18 protein-coding genes and 1 riboswitch are annotated in these 23,839 nt (G+C 45.6%); of the genes, 2 read left to right on the top strand and 16 right to left on the bottom strand.

Features of this window, described 5'->3' with window-relative positions; genetic code table 11:
• Positions 1-8: 8 nt before the first annotated feature.
• The 3 genes from G5B12_RS06180 to G5B12_RS06170 all read right to left on the bottom strand — a co-directional run bounded on the left by G5B12_RS06180 (position 9) and on the right by G5B12_RS06170 (position 3,507).
• Positions 9-1,256: an MFS transporter gene (locus G5B12_RS06180; RefSeq protein ID WP_174087925.1), complete on the bottom strand. Its 1,248-nt coding sequence runs from the start codon at positions 1,254-1,256 to the stop codon at positions 9-11.
• 101 nt (positions 1,257-1,357) lie between these two features.
• Positions 1,358-2,530 carry a Glu/Leu/Phe/Val family dehydrogenase gene (locus tag G5B12_RS06175; RefSeq protein ID WP_021975826.1) on the bottom strand — a complete coding sequence of 391 codons (1,173 nt, stop codon included), beginning with the start codon at positions 2,528-2,530 and terminating at the stop codon, positions 1,358-1,360.
• Between the two features lie 218 nt (positions 2,531-2,748).
• A complete protein-coding gene (locus tag G5B12_RS06170) occupies positions 2,749-3,507 on the bottom strand; it encodes an IclR family transcriptional regulator (protein ID WP_118070912.1) in 759 nt (252 codons plus the stop codon).
• 345 nt (positions 3,508-3,852) lie between these two features.
• On the opposite strand from G5B12_RS06170, the gene G5B12_RS06165 reads away from it, so the two are divergent.
• Positions 3,853-4,374, top strand: coding sequence for a hypothetical protein (locus G5B12_RS06165; protein ID WP_174087924.1), 522 nt, complete (start codon positions 3,853-3,855; stop codon positions 4,372-4,374).
• 803 nt (positions 4,375-5,177) lie between these two features.
• Here the strand turns inward: G5B12_RS06165 and G5B12_RS06160 are convergent.
• Complete coding sequence (locus G5B12_RS06160; RefSeq protein WP_118070910.1) at positions 5,178-5,789, bottom strand: NUDIX hydrolase; 612 nt, start codon at positions 5,787-5,789, stop codon at positions 5,178-5,180.
• Between the two features lie 183 nt (positions 5,790-5,972).
• On the opposite strand from G5B12_RS06160, the gene G5B12_RS06155 reads away from it, so the two are divergent.
• Entirely contained in the window at positions 5,973-7,361 is a 1,389-nt protein-coding gene (locus G5B12_RS06155; protein ID WP_244096048.1) for an MATE family efflux transporter, read from the top strand.
• A gap of 265 nt (positions 7,362-7,626) precedes the next feature.
• Here G5B12_RS06155 and G5B12_RS06150 read toward each other — a convergent pair whose 3' ends face one another.
• From G5B12_RS06150 to G5B12_RS06095, 12 genes are all read right to left on the bottom strand, one after another.
• Positions 7,627-8,262 carry an ECF transporter S component gene (locus G5B12_RS06150; protein ID WP_021977426.1) on the bottom strand — a complete coding sequence of 212 codons (636 nt, stop codon included), beginning with the start codon at positions 8,260-8,262 and terminating at the stop codon, positions 7,627-7,629.
• Between the two features lie 131 nt (positions 8,263-8,393).
• Positions 8,394-8,511: riboswitch (FMN riboswitch) on the bottom strand.
• 64 nt (positions 8,512-8,575) lie between these two features.
• Entirely contained in the window at positions 8,576-9,880 is a 1,305-nt protein-coding gene (thiC, locus tag G5B12_RS06145; RefSeq protein WP_021977425.1) for a phosphomethylpyrimidine synthase ThiC, read from the bottom strand.
• Positions 9,881-10,487: 607 nt separating this feature from the next.
• Positions 10,488-11,189 (bottom strand): hypothetical protein, encoded by a 702-nt coding sequence (locus tag G5B12_RS06140; RefSeq protein WP_021977424.1) that lies wholly within the window; start codon positions 11,187-11,189, stop codon positions 10,488-10,490.
• Positions 11,190-11,346: 157 nt separating this feature from the next.
• Positions 11,347-12,348 (bottom strand): bile acid:sodium symporter family protein, encoded by a 1,002-nt coding sequence (locus G5B12_RS06135; protein ID WP_174087923.1) that lies wholly within the window; start codon positions 12,346-12,348, stop codon positions 11,347-11,349.
• Positions 12,349-12,351: 3 nt separating this feature from the next.
• The gene (gene panC, locus G5B12_RS06130; RefSeq protein ID WP_174087922.1) at positions 12,352-13,191 is read right to left on the bottom strand and encodes a pantoate--beta-alanine ligase; all 840 of its coding nucleotides are present in this window, start codon (positions 13,189-13,191) and stop codon (positions 12,352-12,354) included.
• A gap of 123 nt (positions 13,192-13,314) precedes the next feature.
• Positions 13,315-13,707, bottom strand: coding sequence for an aspartate 1-decarboxylase (panD, locus tag G5B12_RS06125; RefSeq protein ID WP_021977421.1), 393 nt, complete (start codon positions 13,705-13,707; stop codon positions 13,315-13,317).
• Positions 13,708-14,074: 367 nt separating this feature from the next.
• Complete coding sequence (locus tag G5B12_RS06120; protein ID WP_174087921.1) at positions 14,075-14,977, bottom strand: ribokinase; 903 nt, start codon at positions 14,975-14,977, stop codon at positions 14,075-14,077.
• Positions 14,978-15,115: 138 nt separating this feature from the next.
• Complete coding sequence (locus G5B12_RS06115) at positions 15,116-15,979, bottom strand: mechanosensitive ion channel family protein (protein WP_021977419.1); 864 nt, start codon at positions 15,977-15,979, stop codon at positions 15,116-15,118.
• Between the two features lie 297 nt (positions 15,980-16,276).
• The gene (locus G5B12_RS06110) at positions 16,277-18,433 is read right to left on the bottom strand and encodes a Tex family protein (protein ID WP_174087920.1); all 2,157 of its coding nucleotides are present in this window, start codon (positions 18,431-18,433) and stop codon (positions 16,277-16,279) included.
• A gap of 72 nt (positions 18,434-18,505) precedes the next feature.
• A complete protein-coding gene (locus tag G5B12_RS06105; RefSeq protein WP_173761993.1) occupies positions 18,506-19,453 on the bottom strand; it encodes an L-lactate dehydrogenase in 948 nt (315 codons plus the stop codon).
• A 398-nt stretch (positions 19,454-19,851) separates the two neighbouring features.
• A complete protein-coding gene (locus tag G5B12_RS06100; protein WP_118070930.1) occupies positions 19,852-21,417 on the bottom strand; it encodes an FMN-binding protein in 1,566 nt (521 codons plus the stop codon).
• A gap of 162 nt (positions 21,418-21,579) precedes the next feature.
• Positions 21,580-23,781 (bottom strand): penicillin-binding Tp47 domain C-containing protein, encoded by a 2,202-nt coding sequence (locus G5B12_RS06095; RefSeq protein WP_174087919.1) that lies wholly within the window; start codon positions 23,779-23,781, stop codon positions 21,580-21,582.
• Positions 23,782-23,839: the final 58 nt, after the last annotated feature.

Raw genomic sequence — 23,839 nt, 5'->3', positions numbered from 1 at the left:
AACCCTCTCTATATAGCCTGTTCTCTGTTTTTCTTTCCAAGACGGTAAATAGTGAAAGCCAGTACCGCACCGATAATACCTGTTATCATCAGGAATGTAAAAATATAGTTATATCCCGCTGCTCCGTGCTGATCCATCCATTTTCCAAAAATAACGGAATAAATGGAATCTGGCAGGTAACCAATGATTGAAGCAATTCCTATTGTAGTTCCCGTCATCATTCTCGGGATTCCCGCCTCACTGACTGTGGAGAATACAACGCCGTACATCATCATTGCAAATGCACCCGGGATCAGTGTGTAAAGGCTTGCTGCCATTGGACTGATATCCGATGGAAGGATCATTACAATACCAAACAGCGCTGCTAGGATCAAAAATGCTGTCATCAGCCATTTACAGGTTGATTTGAACACTTTATCCGCAAGGATTCCACCTACCGGTGCAAGCAGAAGCAGAAGATAATTTCTGATAATGGAAATCAGGCCGGAACTTTCCGGGGATACTCCGATCACTTCTGTAAGGAACGGATTAAAATAAGAAGTACTTGTGTAATATCCATATCCACAGAAAATCGTAAGGGCAACCACCCATACAACCGGCATCTTTAAAAGTTTACCCAGATCTGAGAGCTGGAACTTCGGTTCTCCGTCATCTGCTGCGGATGCGTCTTTTTTGTCCTCTTTCATAAGGAAAATAAGAAGGATACCTGCAACTGCCGCAACACTTCCACCGCTTATTACGGCGCGTACAAAACCGGATGACATATCATTGCCTGCTGTTTTGTATACATTTAATGCGAAAGTATTGGTCAGGGCACCTGTGATACCATTACATGCATAATACAGTCCGTACATAAATCCCTGTTCTTCTTCTGTTCCGATAATACGGATTGCTTTCATCAGAGAGGACCAGAATACAAATGCAGTACTGAAGGACAGTCCCAGCCAAATCACCATGGCTACTGCAAAATTCATAGAAAACGCATAAATATATGCCAGCGCCGTTGTACTGAGAAGTGAGATTACCAGTGCCTTCTTCGGTGATACCTTATCCGCAATGATACCTCCTGGAATATACAAGATCATATTTCCGATTGTATACATTGTCAGCATAAGTCCTGACTGTGTATTGGTGATTCCCATAGTTGAAATCTGCGCATCATAAAATACATACTTTATATATGGTAAAAAGTAGATCGAGCCGCCTGCAAGCCCCAGCGCAATAATGGTAAGATACTTTCTTAATTTCGAATTCATACAAACCCCCTGACCCTGTCTTCTTTGAAAAAAGGATGCCCCATCACGGGGCATCCCCTTAATCGGTTCTCAATACTGGTACTTTATCAGTTATTCATCCATCACATATCCGGTGTGTCGGATTTGTCAGGAGTAAACAGTCTTCTTGCTACATCTCTTGTGAACTCGCCTGTCTTCGCGGATTCTTCAAATACAACTTTTGTCTGTTTGCGGATCAGATCTACGGTATCTTTTACGATCGCTGCAGCTGCATCTTCATCGCTCATGTTCTCAATCTTAACAATACGGAAGATAACTGCCTCGTAAATACGGATTCCACCAAGGTTGGAGATGAAGTCTACGGCTACGTCGATGCCTTTCCTGCGAAGGATCTCATCTGCTTCCGGTGTTGTCGGAATATTGGCTGCCTCTACGATAAGAGATGCTTTGATCTTATCTGCGTTATCTTTATTGATAACATCTTCCAGAGCTGCCGGAATGAGGATATCACATTCCTGGCTGAGCCATTCGGAGTTCGGAAGTACTTCATAATTATCTTCAAAAGCTTCTTTATTTAATTCACCCTTCGGAAGTCTGGTTGCTACCAGTTTCGGAATATCAAGGCCATCTTTGCAATAAACAAGTCCATTTACATCTGCGATACCAACAACTTTATATCCCATCTTATTCAGAGAGTTTACACAGCTGGCACCAACACATCCAAATCCCTGGATAACAACGGAGGCGCCTTCCTTTCCGCCTTTAAGCTTCCAGGCTTCATCTGCTGCTGCCGCAACACCGTAACCGGTGATCATGTCATACATCTTGAATCCATCGTAGGTAAGCTCTTTCTCTGCTCTGTCATGGTTTAAGATGCCCTGATGAATATCCGGATCTTCTTTCATAGCCTTTGTCTGAGGAATTCCGATTCCCAGATCATCAAGAATACGAAGAACTACAGAATAATCAACACCAAGGTCGCCGCCAATGGAAACACCAGCTTTAATATAAGGAGCTGTAGCTGTGAGGAATCTGCGAAGAACATCCTCAGCATCCGGAGCCTTGTAATCATAAGCGATACCGGCTTTACATCCGCCAGTTGTCAGAGATTCACAGGCTTTATATTTATATCCCATGGTTGTTGCAAGACGGATAACTTCTTCCTTGGTTACTGTAGGATGCATTCTTGTACCGCCGCCACAGTAATGCCCTACAAAGTTATATGCACACATCCATCCTTTTGCATCTGTCTCTGTGTCGTTCCATTCCACTACTACATAAGGTTTGTTTGCCATTTGAAAATCCTCCTTTAGCTTTACGTTCGTTCTTTATTACGGAACGTTGTTCTCAATATATTTTATTTTTTAACCCGGTCTGAGTACCGGGTTTCATTTCTATTGTTCTTTATTAGAGAACTACGTTCTTTATTTCGTGATTTAACTATAGCACTGTTGGTATATTTTTTCAATAACAAACTTTCATTTTTTTATTTTTTGTGCAATTTTCATATATATTACAAAAGTTTTTGTATCTTTCGCGCACTGGTCTTCAGAATTTCCGCATATTTCTGAATATTTTCTTTATTCATCCTCAGAGACGGAGCGCTGATACTTAAAGCACCCTCCGCTTCCCCTTCATGATTAAGAAGAGCCACGCCTACACATTTCACACCAAACATAACTTCCATATCATCCACTGCATATCCACGCTCCCGAACCAGCCGGATCTCCTCATCCAGTTCTCTCCGGTCTGTGATCGTGTACTCTGTAAAAGCTTCCAGTTCCTCCGGAATATGCTTCTCCCTGTCCTCTTCGGACATAGTCGCCAGAACTGCTTTTCCAACACTTGTACAGTACATCTTTGAGCACTCACCGGTTACAGATTTTGTTACAAGCCTCTGGTTCTCCGGAGAAACCGCCTCCAGATACAGCATATCCTCACCCTTCGGCACAGCCAGATAAACCAGTTCCTGCACCTCATTTGCGATCTCACGCATAACCGGCACAGCAATCTTCGTAATATCAAGATTTTCACGAAATGCCCGGCTCAGCATCATAACCTCCGGACCCAGCCGGAATTTCCCAGACTCCGGATCCTGCACCAGATACTCCATAGCAGTAAACGTAACCAGGATATTATGAACATTACTCTTATACAGACCCAGCTTCTCACTGATCTCCGTTACACCCAGGGGCTGCTTCACAGCAAAACAGTTCAGGATTTCCAATGCCTTCTGTAAGCTCTTAACTTTAATCTCTCCATTGTTCTCCATTTATCAATTCCCCATTTCTCTGCCCGACAGCCAAGCACGGACCCAACCGGAATCCAGTCCCGCGCACTCCTGGCCGCTGCAGTTTTTATAATAAAATTATCTCTTAAATTCATAAAACCTGTCAATAGATTTCATAAAAAAAGAACATAAATATCCTAAAATGACGTGAAAAACGTAAAAAAACGCCTGATATTTTCTGCACATATTCGTTAATCATATATCTTTTTCCATAAATTGCCTTTGTATTTTACGGTTTTTTATTGATTTATGCACAATTCAGACTTATAATAAAAGATACAAAAAAGAGCGAAAACAATATAAAAATACAATTCTGGAGGGAACCTTATGAACGAAGAACTTTTTAATGAAGCATCAAAATCCAACATCCTGTCAAAACAGCTGGTCGATCAACTTCAGGAAAGCATGACCTACAGCAGCATCTCCTTCATCAATTGGACCATCGAAGTCCTCAAGCTCCTGAAAGCCCGCATCGAACGCGGCGACAAGATCAAAGATGAGACCACCGGCGTGATCTACGATCTCTACACCTTCCGCCAATTTGTAGAAAACAACTTCTCCACCTACATCACCGGCCAGGTCTTCAACACCTCCATCCGATCCCAGAAAATCTACTTCACCCTGGAAGCCTGCCCAGGCGGCTACAACCTCCTCATGGCAGACTCCGGCAACGAAAAAACCTACCGCTGGATCTCCAGCTTAAGCAAACGCTTCTCCCTGGTAGAAATGATCGCCACAGGAATCGTCTACATCAAGGACACCCGAACCGACACCTACCAGCCATTCATCTCCGAAAACGGCAAATACTGCAAATACAACAAAGACCTGGGCAAACTCACAGAACTCTGATCAAAACGGGGAATCCGCAACCGCAGATTCCCCGTTTTTCTCATCCATCCAGCGCAGCGCCGATGACCCATTCCCCTCTTCAAGCCACAGGGAATCTCAGCCTTTCCTCCCAGCCATCCAGCGCAGCGCCGATGGCTCATCCAACTCCCGTCATACCACAAGGAATCTCAGCCTTTTCTCCCAGCCGTCCAGCGCAGCGCTGACGGCTCATCCAACTCCCGTCATACCACAAGGAATCTCAGCCTTTTCTCCCAGCCGTCCAGCGCAGCGCTGACGGCTCATCCAACTCCCGTCATACCACAAGGAATCTCAGCCTTTCCTCCCAGCCGTCCAGCGCAGCGCTGACGGCTCATCCAACTCCCGTCATACCACAAGGAATCTCAGCCTTTTCTCCCAGCCGTCCAGCGCAGCGCTGACGGCTCATCCAACTCCCGTCATACCACAAGGAATCTCAGCCTTTCCTCCCAGCCGTCCAGCGCAGCGCTGACGGCTCATCCAACTCCCGTCATACCACCCCACTAGCAACACTCCCCACGAGATTTAACACGTCTCACGGCCAATGCACAGCCAGTGAGGGGCTTCTTTCCAGGCTGACTCTGCAGGAGGGGAGCTGATTCTTAGGTGGCGGAAATCTGCGTTGCTTCAAAAAATCTCGCTGTTTGAGCGGCTTCAGACGCGAGTTCGAGATTTTTTGAAGCGCTTTTAGCAGAATTCCGGCACCTTAGAAGCCAGCCCCCGACGAAGCCCCAGCCTGGAAAGAAGCCCCTCACTGGCGTCCCCTTCCGCCATATAACTACCTCCGTTTAAATCTCCCCAAGAAATCCAAACACCTCCTCATCCTCAAGAAAATGCATCAGCATATAAGCACACATGATCGCAACCCTCTCCTCCTTCAAGATCCTCCTGACCTCATCCCGGTCCGCGATCACAACCTCGATCTCCTCACTATCCTCCTGAGCAGCCTTACTAACCTCACCACTGGCATACCCATAAACCGTAGCACAGGATTCATCCGTCATCCCTATCGTCGTAAAATAAGGCTTCTCAAAAGCCTCCGCAACCTTGATCGGCTCCAGCTTCAACCCGGTCTCCTCAAACATCTCACGCACAGCACCCTCATGGAAATCCTCCCCAGGCTCCACAAGCCCCGCCGGAAACTCATAAATATATCCGCCGATCGTATACCGATACTGACGGATCAGCACAACCTTATCCCGCTTCTCTCCATAAACACTGTAAATGATCACCCCATCCGGATGATTCTCCCCCGTAGAAAGCTTCAAATCCTCCACACACTTCGCCCTGGAGGCCACAAAATAAGAAACCGGCGTATCATGTACACTGGTCGCATCCACCCCATAAAGATTCACAAACTTATTATCTGTAAGTTTTTTCACACTGTTGATCTTACCCATCTGAAAAGCTCCTTCCCGAAAATTTTTTCTAAAAACATTTTATCCCATCCAAAACCAAAGGTCAATTTTTTATACTTACACTCACTTCACAATAGTGCTATAATAAATACCCTGCTATAAAATTTAAAATTTACTTATTACATTACCAAACAGCTACTGTAGACAAGAAAGAAGGAAAAAACATTGAAAAACCAGACCAATGCTGCCCAGGCCGAAAACCCTCTGGGAACTGCCCCTGTAGGCAGCCTGATCACCAAATTCGCCATTCCCGCCATCATCAGCATGCTAGTCAGCGCTCTGTACAACATCGTTGACCAGATCTTTATCGGACAGGGCGTAGGAATGCTTGGAAACGCCGCCACAAACATCGCATTTCCCGTAACCATTATCTCTACTGCTGCTGCATTGCTCCTGGGAATCGGCAGCGCCTCCAATTACAACCTGGAAATGGGCGCAGGAAACGAAAAAAAAGCCAGCTCCATTGCAGGAACCGGACTCTCCACGCTGATAATCTCCGGTACGATACTCTCTGTCATTGTCCTTCTGTTCCTGAAGCCACTTCTTCATTTTTTCGGCGGAACACCGGACGTCATGCCCTATGCCATTGATTACATAGGGATCACCGCCATTGGACTTCCCTTTTATGTTTTAAGCACAGGCGGCAACCACCTGATCCGAGCAGACAGGAGTCCTACCTATTCCATGGCCTGCATCCTGGCCGGTGCCGCCATCAACACCATCCTGGACCCGCTTTTCATCTTTGGATTCGGCTGGGGCATCAAAGGTGCAGCCTGGGCAACCGTGATCGGCCAGATCGTATCCGGACTTCTGATCATCTTTTATTTTTCCAGACTCCGGAAAATGTACCTGGACCACTCCATGCTGATTCCTAAGGCACGCAATCTGTCTGCCATTTTTTCTCTGGGAATGGCATCCTGTATCAATCAGGTTGCCATTGCTGCAGTGCAGATCGTCATGAACAATACACTTCGCCATTACGGAGCACTCTCCGCCTACGGGAGTGATATTCCAATCGCCTGTGCAGGGATCATTTCCAAAGTCAATCAGGTATTTATGGCCATCTGCATCGGAATCTCCCAGGGCTCCCAGCCCATCTTGGGATTTAACTACGGTGCCGAAAAATACAGCCGTGTACGCCAGACATACCGCTATTCCGTAACCTTATGTACTGTGATTGCAACCATATTTTTTATCTGCTTCCAGTTCTTCCCGCATCAGATCGTAGGCATCTTCGGAAACGGCAGCGACCTGTACTTTCATTTTGCAGAAAAATATCTCCGCATCTTCATGCTGATGACCTTTGCTAACGGGATCCAGCCTATGTCCGCCTGCTTTTTTACCTCCATTGGAAAAGCTAGGCTTGGTGTGATTATGTCCCTCACAAGGCAGGTGCTCTTCCTGCTGCCTCTGATCGTCATCTTCCCGGTCTTCTTCGGAATCGATGGCGTCATGTACGCAGGACCAATTGCAGATACCTCTGCATTTGTGCTGGCCGTTGTTTTTGCCAGACGTGAGCTTGGAGTCATGAAAGCTGCAGAACAAAACGCCTGACACAAGAAAGAATCCTGCTTGCAGGATTCTCCGCCTGCGACGGGTCGCTTCAGCGACATTATTCCTCTCCGTCGCAGTGCGATCCTGCCCGGAGGGCTTTTTTATGTTATAGGAACATTACGGAGTAATTTCCTATAACATAAAAAATGCCATGTAATTTACTGCCCATCGGCAATATATTACATGGCATTTCTCACATTCTCAGATATTTATCTGAAACCACCAATTTCTGATCTTTTCTTCATCCTCCGGCAGCTGATTACGATCAGTCACCCTTCAGTACAACACGGATCTTCTTATAAATTACAAATACGATCAGAGATGTCAGTGCATATTTAAAGATATTAAACGGCGCAATGATCAGCAGCGCAAAAGTAAGCAGTCCGTTTACGGAGCTGTGTACCGCACTTCCCATCTGGATAAATGTCTCGATCGGCATTCCAAAAGCCTTACCGTAAGCCGGAAGCAGTACAAAAGCATTAACAAAACATGCAAGAATTGCTGTCAGAACTGTACCCACTGCCATGCCTGCAACAGCATGTGCTCTGCTCTTCTTGTGATGGAAACGGTAGATTAGTCCGGCCGGTACCACATAGGCACATCCGAACAGGAAGTTGGCAACATCACCAACACCGGCAGTCATGGTTCCCTTGGTCACAAGATGTACGAGAATCTTCACAAGCTCGATCAGAATACCTGCCACAGGTCCCATGGCAAAAGTTCCTACCATAACCGGTACCTCGGAAAAATCAAGCTGATAAAAAGACGGTGCAAGAAACGGAATCGGAAACTCCAGATTCATCAGTACTCCTGCCACAGCCCCCAGCATGGCTACCTGTGCGATCGTCCTTGTTCTGCTCCTTTCCACGGCATTTCCTCTCTGCAATACCTGTTCACTCATAATTCTCTCTCCTTCTTTAGAAATATTCAAAGAAAATTTCTACAAGAAATCTTTATGCGAAAAAATATTTCCTCACATAAAAAGCCCCGGGAACTTCTTCCCGGGGCACTGAGCACGTTCATGAAATACTGCGCGTTCTTCTCTCATCCAGACTTTACTGTCGGTTCCGGAATTTCACCAGATCAGCCGCCGAAGCGGGTCGCGGACTATACCGCCGGTAGGGAATTGCACCCTGCCCCGAAGAAATTTTCTTTTATGAGTTCATTATAACTCACTCTTTTTTCAATTACAAGCCTTAATTTTTCGCTTTTCCTTACAGGATATCGATATGCTCTCCGGCAAGTGCTTTGTTCATGCTTCGTACTGCACAGAATTTACCACACATGGAGCAGGTATCTTCATGTTCCGGCTTACGTTCGTTCCAGATACGTTTCGCTGTTTCCGGATCCATGGCACACTCCCACTGTGCCTCCCAGTCGAGCTTTCTTCTGGCATCTGCCATCTTGTCATCGATCTCACGGGCCCCACGGACACCCTTGGCAATATCTGCCGCATGAGCAGCGATCTTGGAGGCCATGATTCCCTGTTTTACATCCTCAAGGTTCGGAAGTGCAAGATGCTCTGCCGGTGTCACATAGCAGAGGAATGCGGCTCCGGACATGGCAGCTACCGCGCCGCCAATTGCAGATGTGATGTGATCATATCCCGGTGCAACATCTGTTACGATCGGTCCTAATACATAGAACGGTGCACCCTGACAGATAGACTGCTGCACTTTCATATTAGCCTCAACCTGATCGAGCGGCACATGTCCCGGTCCCTCAACCATAACCTGGACATCTTTTTCCCAGGCACGTTTGGTCAGCTCACCAAGACGTACAAGTTCCTCGATCTGGCATACATCTGTAGCATCCGCAAGACATCCCGGACGGCAGGCATCTCCAAGAGAAATCGTCACATCGTACTCACGGCAGATATCCAGGATCTCGTCATAGTATTCGTAGAACGGATTCTCCTCACCGGTCATGCACATCCATGCAAATACAAGGGAACCTCCTCTGGAAACGATATTCATTTTTCTCTTATGGTTACGGATCTGGTCGATCGTCTTTCTTGTGATTCCGCAGTGAAGAGTTACAAAATCAACACCATCCTGTGCGTGAAGTCTTACCACATCGATAAAATCCTTGGCTGTCAGTGTGTCAAGATCTCTCTGATAGTGGATAACAGAGTCATAAACCGGAACGGTTCCGATCATTGCCGGACACTCGCTTGTCAGTTTGCGGCGAAATGGAATGGTATTTCCGTGGGAAGAAAGATCCATGATCGCATGTGCTCCCATGTTGACAGCTTCCATAACTTTCTGCATCTCTACATCGTAATCCTTGCAGTCTCTGGATACACCAAGGTTTACATTGATCTTGGTGCGGAGCATGGAACCTACGCCTTCCGGATCAATACATTTATGATTTTTATTTGCACAGATAACAACTTTGCCGGAGGCTACCAGCGGCAGAAGCTCCTCTGTTGTCATTCTCTCTTTCTTTGCAACAATCTCAAGCTCAGGTGTGATGATGCCTTTACGGGCAGCTTCCATCTGTGTACTGTAATTTCTCATATAAAAAAAATCTCCTTTCGTTTCGTATCTGGATCTGGAAAATCTGTCACTGCCGCCGGATTCCTGACTGCTATACAAGCTCGGTTCCTGGCAGATATTCGCGGGATCTTTCCGTAAACTCTTTATGTTTTATGCAGCAAAAAACCGGTTGCTGCAACGCATACGCATCACAACAACCGGCCCTTAATCTTTCGTACTTAATGAAAATCTTCTGTACTTCTGATATCTTCTGTACTCTCTGATCTTCTGTGCCTTTAAGACTCCTTCGTGCATATGTCCCTACGTTGGCATTATCCAAATCAGGTTATGGGTCAAGACATTCACAGTCTACTCTCAGCTCGCTTCAGCGGGCCCCCCTGTTTTCATATGTATGGGACGTCTCCGCCCATGTGGTTATTATAGTATACATGCCCTGATTTGTAAACTACAATTCCACATTTTATGACTTTTTCTTTCGACAAAACCTGTCATATTATCCCTGAAAATCCCCGGAATATTTTACATAAGCGTCAGGATAAACGCTCTGCACTCCTCTCTTTATACACATTCAGCCCATTGCGGAAAACATTTATCCACAATGAGCTGAGTTTATTTTTCTATTTTGTTTTTATTTCTTTACTACTGCGCTCTTTACATAAGAAGTTGCTCCCCAGGCGTGTTCTCCATCCGTATATACCGTATATGGAGTCACTCTTACGTAATATCTTTTTCCTTTTGAGAGTTTCGTCAGAGTTTTAATTCTTACCGGTGAATAGATGGTCTTTACACCTTTACGAAAACGATAATCTGTGGAATACTGGATACGGTATCCGATGGCATATGGAACACTCTTGCAGGATACGGTCAGCTGACCGGATTTATTGCTTTTCAGAGATGTGATGCTGCCACGTGCTAATGTAATCAAAGGTTCTGCTGTGATTCTAAAATCATGATCACGATATGTTCTCATTTTTAGATAGTACGTTCCCGCATTCAATGTTCTTGAAACTTGTCCTCTTGACGTGTCTTTCACATTATTATAGCTCCACGTCATATTGTTGCCATAAAAAACATGTCTTCCAGAAGCATTGTATAATTCTATATAATCATAACTAACACTACCATACATCGTCATGCTAAATGTGACATGTGACTTTTTTGAAAGACTAAAACGATAGCAGCCATCATTATGATATGTTTCACCAAGTGTATAATCCATAGATTCATCTTCCATAGATGCATATACCGGCACTACACTGCTCCAGAATGTTCCCACGCAGACCATCAAAGTTAAAAGCAGCGGCATCCAACGTTTCATAAATTTTTTCATTTTCATTTCTCCTTCCCGTTTTATGATGTTTCACGCCTGTATGATACTTTATACCTGTATGATATTTTATATTATAGGCTTTTCCGCTTTACCCTGTCAATTCTGTTTCACGATTTGCGGCTATATTTTCCGACTCCCCTGATACTTTTTTCTTTTCTTATTTCATCTGTACGCATTCCTCTGCCGTTTCGCTGCTCCCCTTAAGCTCTGCAAGGTTTTCTGCACCTGCACGGCGGATCCCCGCAAAAATGGAGCCCGCAATATTGTGCCATACACTGAAGATCGCGCCCGGAAGTGTTGCAAGCGGATTGGCTGCAAAATTAGCTGCTGCCAGTGAGACAGCAAGGCCACTGTTCTGCATGCCTACCTCTATAGCTATAGCTGTTGTTCTGGAATACTCCACATGGAAGATTTTTGCAGCCAGAAATCCCAGCATCATACCACAGAAATTGTGGATCGCCACTACTCCAAGCACCAGAACTCCACAGCTTACGATCTTCTCTGCATTTACAGCCACAATTCCTCCGATGATCATGACAATAGCCACAACCGATACCAGCGGCATAACATCCGATACCTTATCCACATGTTCTCCCGCAAGACTTCGGAGAAAGACTCCCAGAAGGACCGGGACCAGAATTACTTTTACCACAGAAAGTACCATCGCCCAGAAAGAGACTTCTACCCAGGCGCCAGCCAGAACATACACAAGAAACGGCGTCATCAGTGGCGCTGCCAGTGTGGAAACAATGGTCATTCCCACAGAAAGTGCCACATCTCCTCCTGCGATATAAGTAATTACGTTGCTGGCCGTTCCGCCCGGGCAGCAACCTACCAGGATCACTCCCAGGGCCAGATCTGCCGGAAGGTTCATCACTTTGCACAGCAGCCAGGCGATCACCGGCATAATGGTATACTGAGCCACCGCACCGATCACCACTTCCTTGGGTCTGGAAAAAATAGCCCGGAAGTCTTCCATCCGTATTGTAAGTCCCATTCCAAACATGATCACGCCCAGAAATACCGACGTATAATTCGTCATCCAGGCAAATCCATCCCGCCAGAAAAATGCCAGGCAGGAGAAAACGATGATAATGATCCCTATATATCTGGATGCAAAGCTGCTGATGGTTCCGATTTTTTTTAAGATTTTTTCCATATATTATACCTCGTAGCTGAAGTTATCGATCAGTCTTGTTTTTCCGATGTAAACAGCCATTGCTACGAGAACATCCCGGTCTGCTTTTTCAACCGGCTGCATGGTAAGTGCGTCTACCATGGAAACGTAATCAATTTTTGCAAGAGGCTCTGCTTCGATTACTGCTCTCATTTTTCCCAGAAGTTCTTCTGCGGCGATTCCTGTGTGAATGGTTTCCTGTCCCAGTTTTACTGCTTTTGACAGGCAGAGTGCTGCTTTTCTTTCCTCCTGGCTTAAATATGTATTTCTGGAGGATTTTGCAAGTCCGTCCTCCTCACGGATGATCGGGCAACCTACGATCTCAATGTCGAAGTTTAAGTCACGCACCATCTTGCGGATGATCGCCAGCTGCTGCGCGTCTTTTTGTCCGAAATATGCTCTGTCCGGTGCCACAATGTGGAACAGTTTGGTCACAACCGTGCATACACCTTTGAAATGGATCGGGCGTGTTTTTCCACAGAGTGTTTCAGACAGGGTGTCTATGCTTACAAATGCGTGGGGATCGTGATACATCTCGGAAGGTTCCGGGCAGAAGATCAGGTCTGCTCCCAGGCTTTCGCAGAGTTTGCTGTCACGCTCAAAGTCTCTCGGATAGGCTTCCAGATCTTCCGTCGGTCCAAACTGTGTTGGATTGACAAAATCCGATACTACTACGATATCGTTCTGCTCTCTGCACTTTCTGATCAGGCTTGCATGTCCTTCATGGAGAAATCCCATGGTTGGCACAAGACCTACTGTTTTTCCTTCTTTTTTCCACACTTTAATCTGTTTTCTTGTTTCTTCTACTGTTTTTGTTACCTGCATTGTTCTCTCCTCTTTCTCGGTTCTGAACCGGTTTTCCTTATAGATTTCGAGATAGCCTCTTTTCTGAATTCACCTTCGTCTTACTTCTGTATGTGTCTTGATTTCTTCTGTTACAAAATTCTGTCAGGCCATATCTTTCAGCAGTCCGTGTTTTTCATAATTGGTCACTCTGCTGATCTTATTCTCTTCATCTACAAATACAACTGCAGGCTTGTGGGTACGTGCTTCCTCCGGATCGTACCCTGCATAAGCCATGATGATGATCTTGTCACCGGTGCTTACGCATCTTGCTGCTGCTCCGTTCAGGCAGATCATACCGCTTCCGCGTTCTCCGCAGATGGTGTATGTCTCGAAACGGCTGCCGTTGTTCACATCTACGATCTGAACTTTTTCATATTCCAGTATTCCGGCAGCTTCCAGCAATTCTTCATCCACAGTGATACTTCCCACATAATCCAGTTCCGCCTGGACAACGGTTGCTCTGTGGATCTTTCCTTTTAACATCTCTATTGTCATCTTATATAAGTCCTTTCCTGCAGGGAATGATTTTCTGTGACACAAAAAAGGCGCTCCAGGGTACACTTCGACCTTGAAACGCTTCTGATTGATTCCCTGTATATTGAGTCCTGTTTTTTGTACACGAAAAGCATGATCTTCAACAGTTTCTCAAAATTCCATAACTGTTGTAACACCTTCGTTATCATCGATACAGGCTCGTATCTTTTATAATTTTCATATATCCGTCCGTTCCCGTTTCCCGGGTTCCGGCTGGTTATTTATATAAGATTCCAGTGATTTCAGCCAGAGTATAGTTTTGAGTCCAAATACTATCTCTGTGGGGTATTATGGCATTGTGGCACTGGTTTGTCAATAAAAACTGCTGCTATGATCTGCCACAAAGCCATTCTTCCACCGCACTGTGTACCGGAATGGAAGGTGCCGCACCTTTGGCCGAAACTGCCATCGCGGAAGCTGCCGATGCTTCTCTCAACGCTGTTTCCACTGATTTTTCCGCACAGAGTGCTGCCAGGAAATATCCGCAGAAAGTGTCTCCTGCCGCAGTTGTATCTACAGCATTTACTTTAAATATCGGATGGGAATAAAATTCTTCTTTATATCCGTAGAAAACCCCTTCTTTTCCAAGTGTCATAACAATGGCTGCCTTTGGATACTTCTTTTGAAGTGCTTTCAGAATATCCCGGAAATCCCCTTCTGTGGAAGTCCCTGCCAGAGCTGCTGCCTCCAGTTCATTTACCATAAAGATATCCACCAGTTCCAGAGGAAGTTCCTCCGGCTTCCCGGGAATCGGCGATGCATTAAAAACAACTCTGCAGCCTTTTTCATGACTGAGTCGGATAATTTCCCCAACCATATTGATCTCATTCTGCAAAAGCACAAAATCTCCGGCTTCTGCCTTTTCCAGCACATTTTTGATATATTCTTCTGTATACATACGGTTTGTTCCCGCACTGACAATAATACGGTTCTGTCCCTTACTGTTTACTTCAATAAAAGCACAGCCGCTTTCTGTATCCATGACCCGCAGACAGGAAACATCCGCACCAGCATCTGCAAGGATTTCTTTCAGAAAAAGTCCGTCACTGCCAACAGCTCCCGCATGCAGTACCTGCGCGCCCGCACGGGCAGCTGCTACTGACTGGTTCAGTCCTTTTCCGCCGGCATTGACACTGTATCCCGTTGCCATAATGGTTTCTCCTGGCTGAACAAACTCTTCCACACTGCAGACTTTATCAATATTTAAAGAACCAAAATTAATAATCTTCATAATATTTGCCATCCCCCTGTTTTTTCTTATATTCTATTTTCACACAAAAAAGTCCGCAATACAAGCCACAAAAAGCCCCTTCATACAGCAGTTTTCCTACCATATAAAAGAGCTTTTTCTTCAAAAATAATTTCGTTCTTATTTATGCAGATGCACATCCAGCTGATTATAAGGAATCTCAATTCCGTAATAATCAAAATCTTCCTTAATTCGCTGGTTGAGTCTCCATCTGGTATCCCAGTAGCGGTCGGTGTCTACCCAGACACGAAAGCCCATGATCACGGAGCTTTCTGCCAGTTCGTCTACGAATACTACCATCTCTTCGTCCTCTCTGGTGTCCGGATCATCGGTGAGGATGTCTTCCAGGATTTCCTTGGCTTTCTGGATATCTGCATTGTAGGAAATTCCTACCTTGATCTCCAGTCTTCGCTGGTCTCTGGCTGTTACATTGGTAATGGTCGTATTGGAAAGCGTACCGTTGGGGATTACGATGTGCTTATTATCGATGGATAAAAGCGTTGTGTAACAGATCTCGATCTTGGATACGGTTCCCTCACTTCCATCCTGTCCGTTGACGATGATGTAATCACCTACCTGGAAAGGTTTGAACAGAAGGAGCATCATACCTCCTGCCAGGTTGGAAAGTCCGCCCTGCAGTGCAAGACCCAAAGTAACACCGGCAGTTCCAAGAAGTGCTGCCAGGGATGATTCCTTTACGCCAAAGCTTATGGATATGTTAAAGAGCAGAAGTATGTAAAGCACGATCTTGACCAGAGATGACATGAACTGTGCCACTCCTGTATCCAGTCTGGATTTTGTCAGAGATTTTCTGACAAACTTTACGATCCATTTGATCACCGTGCTTCCTACCCAAAAAGCAACGATAGCCAGGACAACCTTGATTCCAAATTTTGTGATGTCCGGAAGATAATTCTCAAACATCTGCTTATACTGGCTTACCTGACTTCCTACCTCCTGCACTGTCTGTACAGTACTGTCCAAATAAAATCCCTCCTGTCTGATCGATCACTCAATATGTACGGATCAAAATATGGTTTTCAGGGTGCATCACGTTCTCATCATCTCTTCATTGTTTATCCTGATATAAATCTTCTCTATAATCCGCATCTGGTAATATAATAATACAGCAGCGGTTTTTCCCTGTAAAACCGATTTCTCCGGTTCCATAAAGTATAGGGTATAAACCACTGCTGCATCTGTATCGCAATTCTGTTATATTTTGTCTCGTAATGCAATGCGAAGCATTCCTGCCCGCTGCGCCTTACTGAATGTTTCTCTTTATTTATTAATTCCCTTCATGGAAAGGCTGATCCGCTTCTTCTTCATATCCACACCAAGAACACGGACATCCACAATATCACCCACGCTGACTGCTTCCAGCGGATGTTTGATGAATTTCTCGCTCATCTCGGAAATATGGACCAGACCGTCCTGATGAACTCCGATATCTACAAAAGCACCGAAGTCAATAACATTGCGGACAGTTCCCTTCAGTACCATACCCTCTTTCAGGTCTTTCATATCCAGGACATCGGTACGGAGGATCGGTTTCGGCATCTCATCTCGTGGATCTCTGGCCGGTTTTTCCAGCTCTTTTACGATATCACGAAGAGTCGGCTCACCGATCTCCAACTCTTTTGCCAGTTTTCCGTAATCGCGGATCTGTCTGGAAATGCCAGTAAGTTTACGCTCTGCCACATCTTCCGGTGTGTAGCCAAGTTTTTCCAGGAGTTTTTTGGCTGCGTCGTAGCTCTCCGGATGGACACTGGTTGCATCCAGAGGATTTTTGCCCCCTGTGATCCGTGTGAAACCTGCACACTGCTCAAAAGCTTTCGGTCCCAGCTTGGCAACTTTCAGAAGTTCTCTTCTTGTCTGGAAACGGCCGTTTTCTTCACGGTAAGTGACGATATTTTTTGCGATGGTTTTGCTGATTCCGGAAATGTATTCCAAAAGGGATGCGGATGCGGTATTCAGATCCACGCCGACTTTATTAACACAGTCTTCTACAACGCCGTTCAATGCTTCGCCAAGCTTCTTCTGGTTCATGTCATGCTGATACTGGCCCACACCGATGGATTTCGGGTCGATCTTTACAAGCTCTGCCAGCGGGTCCTGAACACGTCTTGCGATGGATGCGGCACTTCTCTGTCCCACATCGAAATTCGGGAACTCTTCTGTTGCAAGCTTGCTTGCAGAATATACGGAAGCTCCTGCCTCGTTGGTGATCACATACTGAACTTTTTCCGGGATTTCCTTAAGAAGTTCCACGATGATCTGCTCGGACTCTCTGGATGCGGTTCCGTTTCCTACGGAAATCAGGGTCACGTGATATTTGCTGATGAGTTTTTTGAGGGTTTCCTTGGCTGCACGGATCTTGTTCTCGTTGGTAGGCGCTGTTGGATAGATCACTGTAGTATCCAGAACTTTTCCGGTTGGATCTACCACTGCAAGCTTACATCCCGTACGGAACGCCGGGTCCCATCCAAGAACTACCTGCCCCGCAATTGGAGGCTGCATGAGAAGCTGCTCCAGGTTTTTGCCAAAGACATGGATAGCACCGTCTTCTGCTGCCTCTGTAAGGGCACTTCGGATTTCACGCTCAATGGCCGGTCCGATGAGACGTTTGTAGCTGTCCTCAATGGCTTCTTTCAGCACCGGTGTGGTATTGGGATTGTCGCGGACGATCACCTGTTTCTCCAGATAGCGGATGATCTCTTCCTCAGGTGCAAGGATCTTTACAGTGAGGAATTTCTCTTTCTCACCACGGTTCAGGGCAAGGACACGATGGCCGGCAAGCTTCTTCACCGGCTCCTCGAAATCATAATACATCTCGTATACGGACTGCTCTTTCTCATCTCTCGCAACGGAACAGATCGTTCCTTTATCCATGGTTCTTTTACGGATGCTGATACGGTAGTCTGCCTCATCAGAAATATGTTCCGCAAGGATATCCCTGGCGCCGCTGATGGCTTCTTCCACAGTTTTGACTTCTTTCTCTTCTGAAAGAAATGCTTTCGCCTCTTCCTCAAGAGGTTTCTTCGTCATCTGAAGAAGAATGATATCCGCCAGCGGTCCCAGGCCTTTTTCCCTGGCAATGATAGCTCTTGTACGGCGTTTCGGCCGATATGGGCGGTAAAGATCTTCTACCACTACAAGTGTCTGCGCTGCCTCGATCTGTTTCTTCAGTTCCGGAGTCAGCTTGCCCTGTTCCTCGATGCTTCCGAGAACCTGGGCTTTTTTGTCCTCAAGGTTTCTTAAATAGGCAAGTCTTTCGTTAAGGTTACGAAGCTGTTCGTCATTGAGTGTACCGGTTGCTTCTTTGCGGTATCTGGAAATAAAAGGAATGGTGCAGCCTTCGTCGATCAGTTTGACTGCTGCCTCGACCTGCCATTTCTCAACGTTCAATTCTCTGGTAATTACCTGAATAATATCCATTTTTATCTTTCTCCCGTTGTTTCAAATTTGCCTGAGGCTGCATTTCCCTCTTTACACAGCTTCTGACATTTATCAAAGATCAATCTGTGCGATCACGTCCTTCAGAGCATTGGCGCTTGCATGAAGCTTCTCTGTCTCCTCCTCGGTCAGCGGAACACGAACGATACGTTTTACACCTTCCGGTCCGATAGAAGCCATGGTACTAAGACATACGTCTTCAACACCGTACTCTCCGTGAAGCATGGTTGATACACTGACTATTGTATCAGATGCTGCAAGAAGAAGCGAGCAAAGTCTGCAAACAGATACGGCTACCGCATAAAATGTAGCACCCTTCTTGGCGATCACAGTTGATCCTGAAGTATGAACATACTCCAGAACCTCTTCTCTGTCAAGTGGCTGCAGATCTTTCTGATCCTCATGAACGATCTTGTCAAACTCATCAAGGGTCGCACCTGCAACAAAGGCTCTGGACCACGGTACAAAGGAAGTATCTCCATGCTCTCCGAATACATAGGCGTGGATGTTTTTCTCAGATACACCGTAGTGCTGAGAAAGTCTGCAGCGGAGACGGGCCGTATCCAGGGCGGTTCCGGAACCAAGGATCTGATTTTCCGGCAGTCCGGAAAGCTTTGCAAATGCATAAGTCATAACATCACATGGATTACTTACGATAATATAAAGCGCTTTGGGAGCCACCTTTACGATCTCCGGAGTAATACTCTTCATAATGTTGACGTTGGTCTGTGTCAGCTCGATGCGAGTCTGTCCCGGTTTTCTGGCAATACCGGAAGTGATGATCACAATGTCAGAATCTGCAGCATCCGGGTAATCTCCTGCCACGATGGAGATCGGCTCACGGAAACTGGTTCCCTGCTCAATATCCATAACCTCACCTTCAGCCTTATCTTTGTTAATATCGATCAGAACGATCTCTGATGCAATACTCCTCTGTGATAAGGTATAAGCGATAGTTGCTCCTACACTTCCTGCTCCGATGATCGTAATTTTACTGCTCATGTTTGTTCTCCTTTCAGCGTTGTTTGTCACATAAATAACGATTTTAATTGTATCTACTCAAACATAACATAAAACATTGGTGTACGCAATAAAATTATGACTGGATTTTTTAATGGATTTTGCGTTAATTATTGATGTAATTCAAAATTCTTTTTGTATATTCTGTATTTTTATATATTATTCTGTGCATTTATATGTTATTTTTTTGTCGATACAAGAGTAAAAAAGTGGATTATGCGTTTATATATAGATGCAAAAACCCCGGGAACTTCCTGGATTTTGTGAAGTTCCCGGGGACTTTGACTTAGATCAAGAGTATTGGTTATAGTCAAGCAGATATTCGCAATCCGCATTCGCTACTTGCTCATAACCGAATAACTGCTTTGCAGTTAATTCGGTTATTTTTTTGCCTGTGCAAGTGCTTTCTGCGCTGCTCCGAGAATGCCCTCGGATGAGAGTGTCGCACCACTGACAGTATCAATACCATCTGCAGTCTGGTTTGCCATAATCTGCGGATAAATGGTATTCCATGCCTCATTAAAGAATTCCGGAGTATCATTATTCGTCTGTGTAATCTCAACAATCTGACCTCCGGAGATGGTTACGGTCAGTCTTGTTTTGCCACCATATCCAAAAGCTGAGCCCTGATAAGTTCCGTCATTATACATTCCTGCAGGGGTCGGTTCCGGATCTTCGGTAGGCTCCGGTGTTACATCAGGATTCTCCGGATCTGGAGTCGGTGTTACATTTGGGTCATCCGGATCGGTTGTAGGTTCCGGTGTTGCCGTTGGAACCGGAGTTGCGGTCGGCTTCGGCGTTGCCGTTGGTTTCGGTGTTGCCGTTGGCTTTGGTGTCGGTTTCTTTGTCGGAGTTGGAGTTACTTTCTTTCCATATTCTGGATTAAGCGCAGACTTCAGAGCCTTTTTCACAGCATTCAGAATTCCGTTGGAGGAGTAGGTTGCTCCGCTGACGGTATCAATATCGTCTACATAATTCGTTCCCACAATCTGCTCTTCCAGCACACTCCACGCTTTTTCAAAAAACATCGGAGTATCTGAGTTTTCCTGTTTTACCGCTGTGATGATTCCATCCTTGATGGTTACGGTCACTTTTACATCTCCGCTGTAACCTTTTGCGGATGCTTTGTATGTACCATCCAGATATTTTTTCGGACTGTCAGGATCTGGATTTGCAGTTGGCTTTGGTTTCTTTGAAGGGGCTTTTGTTGGCGTTGGTGTGGAGGTTGCCACAGGTGCAGGGGTGACCTGCTGGCTGCTTCCATCTGCCGCTGCCTGGGATAACGCATTCTGTACTGCCTGGATAATTCCGTTGGAAGAATAGGTTGCTCCGCTGACTGCATCTACATTTGGTGTATTTCCCGCGATCATTTTGCTGATCACTCCCTGGGCAGATGCAAAATAAGAAGCAGTCTCCCCGGATGCATCCAGAATATCGATCGCCGCGATCCTTCCTCCGCTGATTGTTACACGCACACGAATGGTTCCTCCGAATCCGGTTCCGGTTCCTTCGTAAACTCCGTCTTTATATCCATTGGCCGGAACATCTGCCACCGGTGTCTGAGTAGATCCTTGGCCGGCTGCACCGCCACTGTTTTTTGCAGATTCTGATACAGTTCTTTTTCCTGAACTTTTTTTTGCTGCTGTTTTTTTCGTACTTTTTTTTGATGTGGTTTTCTTTGGCGTACTGCTCTTTTTGTTGTCTGCCGTGCTGGCGCCGGAAACAGAAGTTTCCTCTTCATATCCGAAATATTTTTCCAGTTCGGACGCAGACATTACCGTCGAATCTGCCTTCGGGACAGATTCCGTACTTTCATCAGAGCCCTGTGCTTTTATACCTGAAAATACAAGTGCCGCAATGACAGCAGCTGCAGGGATCAGTTTTGGCCAGGGTACTTTGGGTGTGCCATTTTCAGCTGGCTTTTTGTCTTTTAAATCTTTTTCCATAATTCTTTTTCTCCCCTCTTTTTGTGCGGCTTCTGTCAGGTATATGCTCTTTACGGCGTTTCCGGTCATTTTCCGAACCGCCACAGAAAATGAGCAGACCTCTGCCGCAGATATTTCCGTATACCTGCGGCAGAGGTTCCTACTCTTTGATGAACCGTTGTATTATTTAACAGTTACCACAAATTTCTTTGTAATTCCGTTGCATTTAACTGTGATGGTTGCTTTACCTTTGCTGATTCCTTTTACAACACCTTTGCCTGTTACGGTTGCAACTTTCTTGTTGCTGGTTGTGTATGTAACAGTGGATACTGGTGTTGCTTTGGATCTGATGGTTGTTGTTTTTCCTTTTGCAATTGTTGCAGAGGATTTTGTAAGTGTAAAGGTCGGGTTCTTAACTGTCAGCTTGTAGGTTGCTTTCAGTTTTCCGCTTGTTGCTGTGATCGTTACAGTTCCGGCTTTGATTCCCTTTACGGTACCTGTCTTGCTGTTTACTGTTGCGATCTTTGTATTGCTGCTCTTGTATGTTACAGAAGATACTCCGGCCAGTGTTGCTTTTACAGTGGCTGTTTTTCCTTTGTAAACAACTGCAGATTTCTTTGCGAATTTTACAGATGGAGCTTTTACAGTTACTTTGCAGGTTGCTGTTGCGTTTCCACAAGTTGCTGTGATCACTGCTGTTCCGGCTTTCACACCTTTTACAACACCTGTGCTGCTTACTGTCGCAACTGCATTGTTGCTGGTTGTATAAGTTACTGTTTTAGCTGCATCATTGGAAGTTGTTTTCAGAGAAGCTGTTTTTCCTGTGTAAACAGTTGCTGATGTTTTGTCAAGAGTAACTGTCACTTTTACAAGTGCTGCCTCTGCGGCTTTAAGATGCTCAAGTGCCTCGTCAACTTCTGCCTGTGTTGCGTCTTCTCTTGCAAGAAGCTCCTCTGCCTCCTGAAGCTCTGTCTGCATTGCTGTCCAGGATTCTTTTGTATAATCGTTTTCCGCAAGTGCTTTTGCTGTTTCGACCTCTTTTGTAAGAGCTGTTGTGTCTGCCGGATTTTCCGCTGGTTTTACAATATTTGCATCTGTAGCCTGTACTACAAAGCTGTAGTCTGCATAGCCAAGTGCATATACGGTCAGTCTCCAGTATCCGGTTCCGTCTGTTCCTTCCGGAAGCTGGCATCTTAAAGAATCGGTAAGTCCAAGCTGGATTCCCATGGCTTTATGCATCCAGTTATCTGCCGCAAACTTGGTTCCGAAAGATCTCAGCACCTTTGTTCCTGTAGCGTCATCTCCACAGTAATCCCAACGTACTGCCTGCATGTTTGCTCCAAGATCTCCGTATCCGTCTCCTGTAATATCTACACGGAGGAATTCTCCGTAGCTTCCGCTTGCATCTTTTACAGTCGGTGTTACATTTGTCGCTGTTTTCTGAGCCTGATCCTTGATTCCGGAATCTGCTCCTGTTTTTCTTGCCTCAAATGTAAAGCTGTCGCCGTTTTTCACTGCATATTTCAGACCGTTGGTATCTGCTGTTACTGCTGCTGTTGCTGTATAGGCGCTCAGCTGTACCTCACCATATCCACCTTCCAGTACACCATCATTGGTAACTACGTTGTATTTCTGGCAAAATGCTGCATAATCTTCTGTTCTTACAGCAACCGGAACGTATTTCAGGCCATATACTTCATAATGATCCATATCTACGGTTGTTCCGTCTGCTTTTGTAATGGTTCCTTTTTTAAATCCTACAGTTTTTCCGTCTGTCAGCTTGATAGTATTCTGATCCACCCATGTTGCGATCGGATATCTGCTTCCGTCCTCTGCCACGATAGTTGTCTCTGTCTGGAAGCTTCCTCTGTGAAGTCCATGGTTTGTAGTTGCTCTTGTTACCGTATCAAAAGCACCTTTGTCAAGTTCCTTATGGCCGTCCAATTCCTCAGAAGAAGTTGTATCTCCTGCTGCATACACACCTTCAGATGCCCAGTACTCTGCCCAGGTCAGGCCTGCATACACATACTGATACTCTCCCTGAAGTTCATCAGAATCCGCAAATGCCTCTGTCTCATCTTCTGCTGCTGTAAATTCGTCTGCACCGGAAGCTTCTTCCTCCGTATTCTCTGCTGCGCTTTCCTCTGTGATCTCATCAGCGCTCTGGTCCTCTGCCGCAATTTCTTCTGCATCAGCAGCCTCTCCCGCAGCTGCCTCGTAATCGGAAACCTCAGCAATCTCTTCCTCATCGCTCTGCTCGGTTTCGTCTGCTACAATGCTGCTGTCCAGGTCTGTTGCCATTACAGCTGTAGGAAAACTTGTTGCTGCCACTGCAAGACTTAAGATGCAGGGAGCCGTTTTTTTCAGTAAATTCCACTTATGCATTACTTATTCCTCCTAAAAATATGAAATATTTATAGAAACCTTTCCAGGGGTTACTACC

It is taken from the genome of Blautia sp. MSK.20.85 (assembly GCF_013317245.1).
In the GTDB taxonomy this organism is placed as follows: Bacteria; Bacillota; Clostridia; order Lachnospirales; family Lachnospiraceae; genus Blautia_A.
The sequence above is the reverse complement of the archived record's forward strand: the minus strand, read 5'-3'. Positions and strand labels throughout refer to the sequence as shown.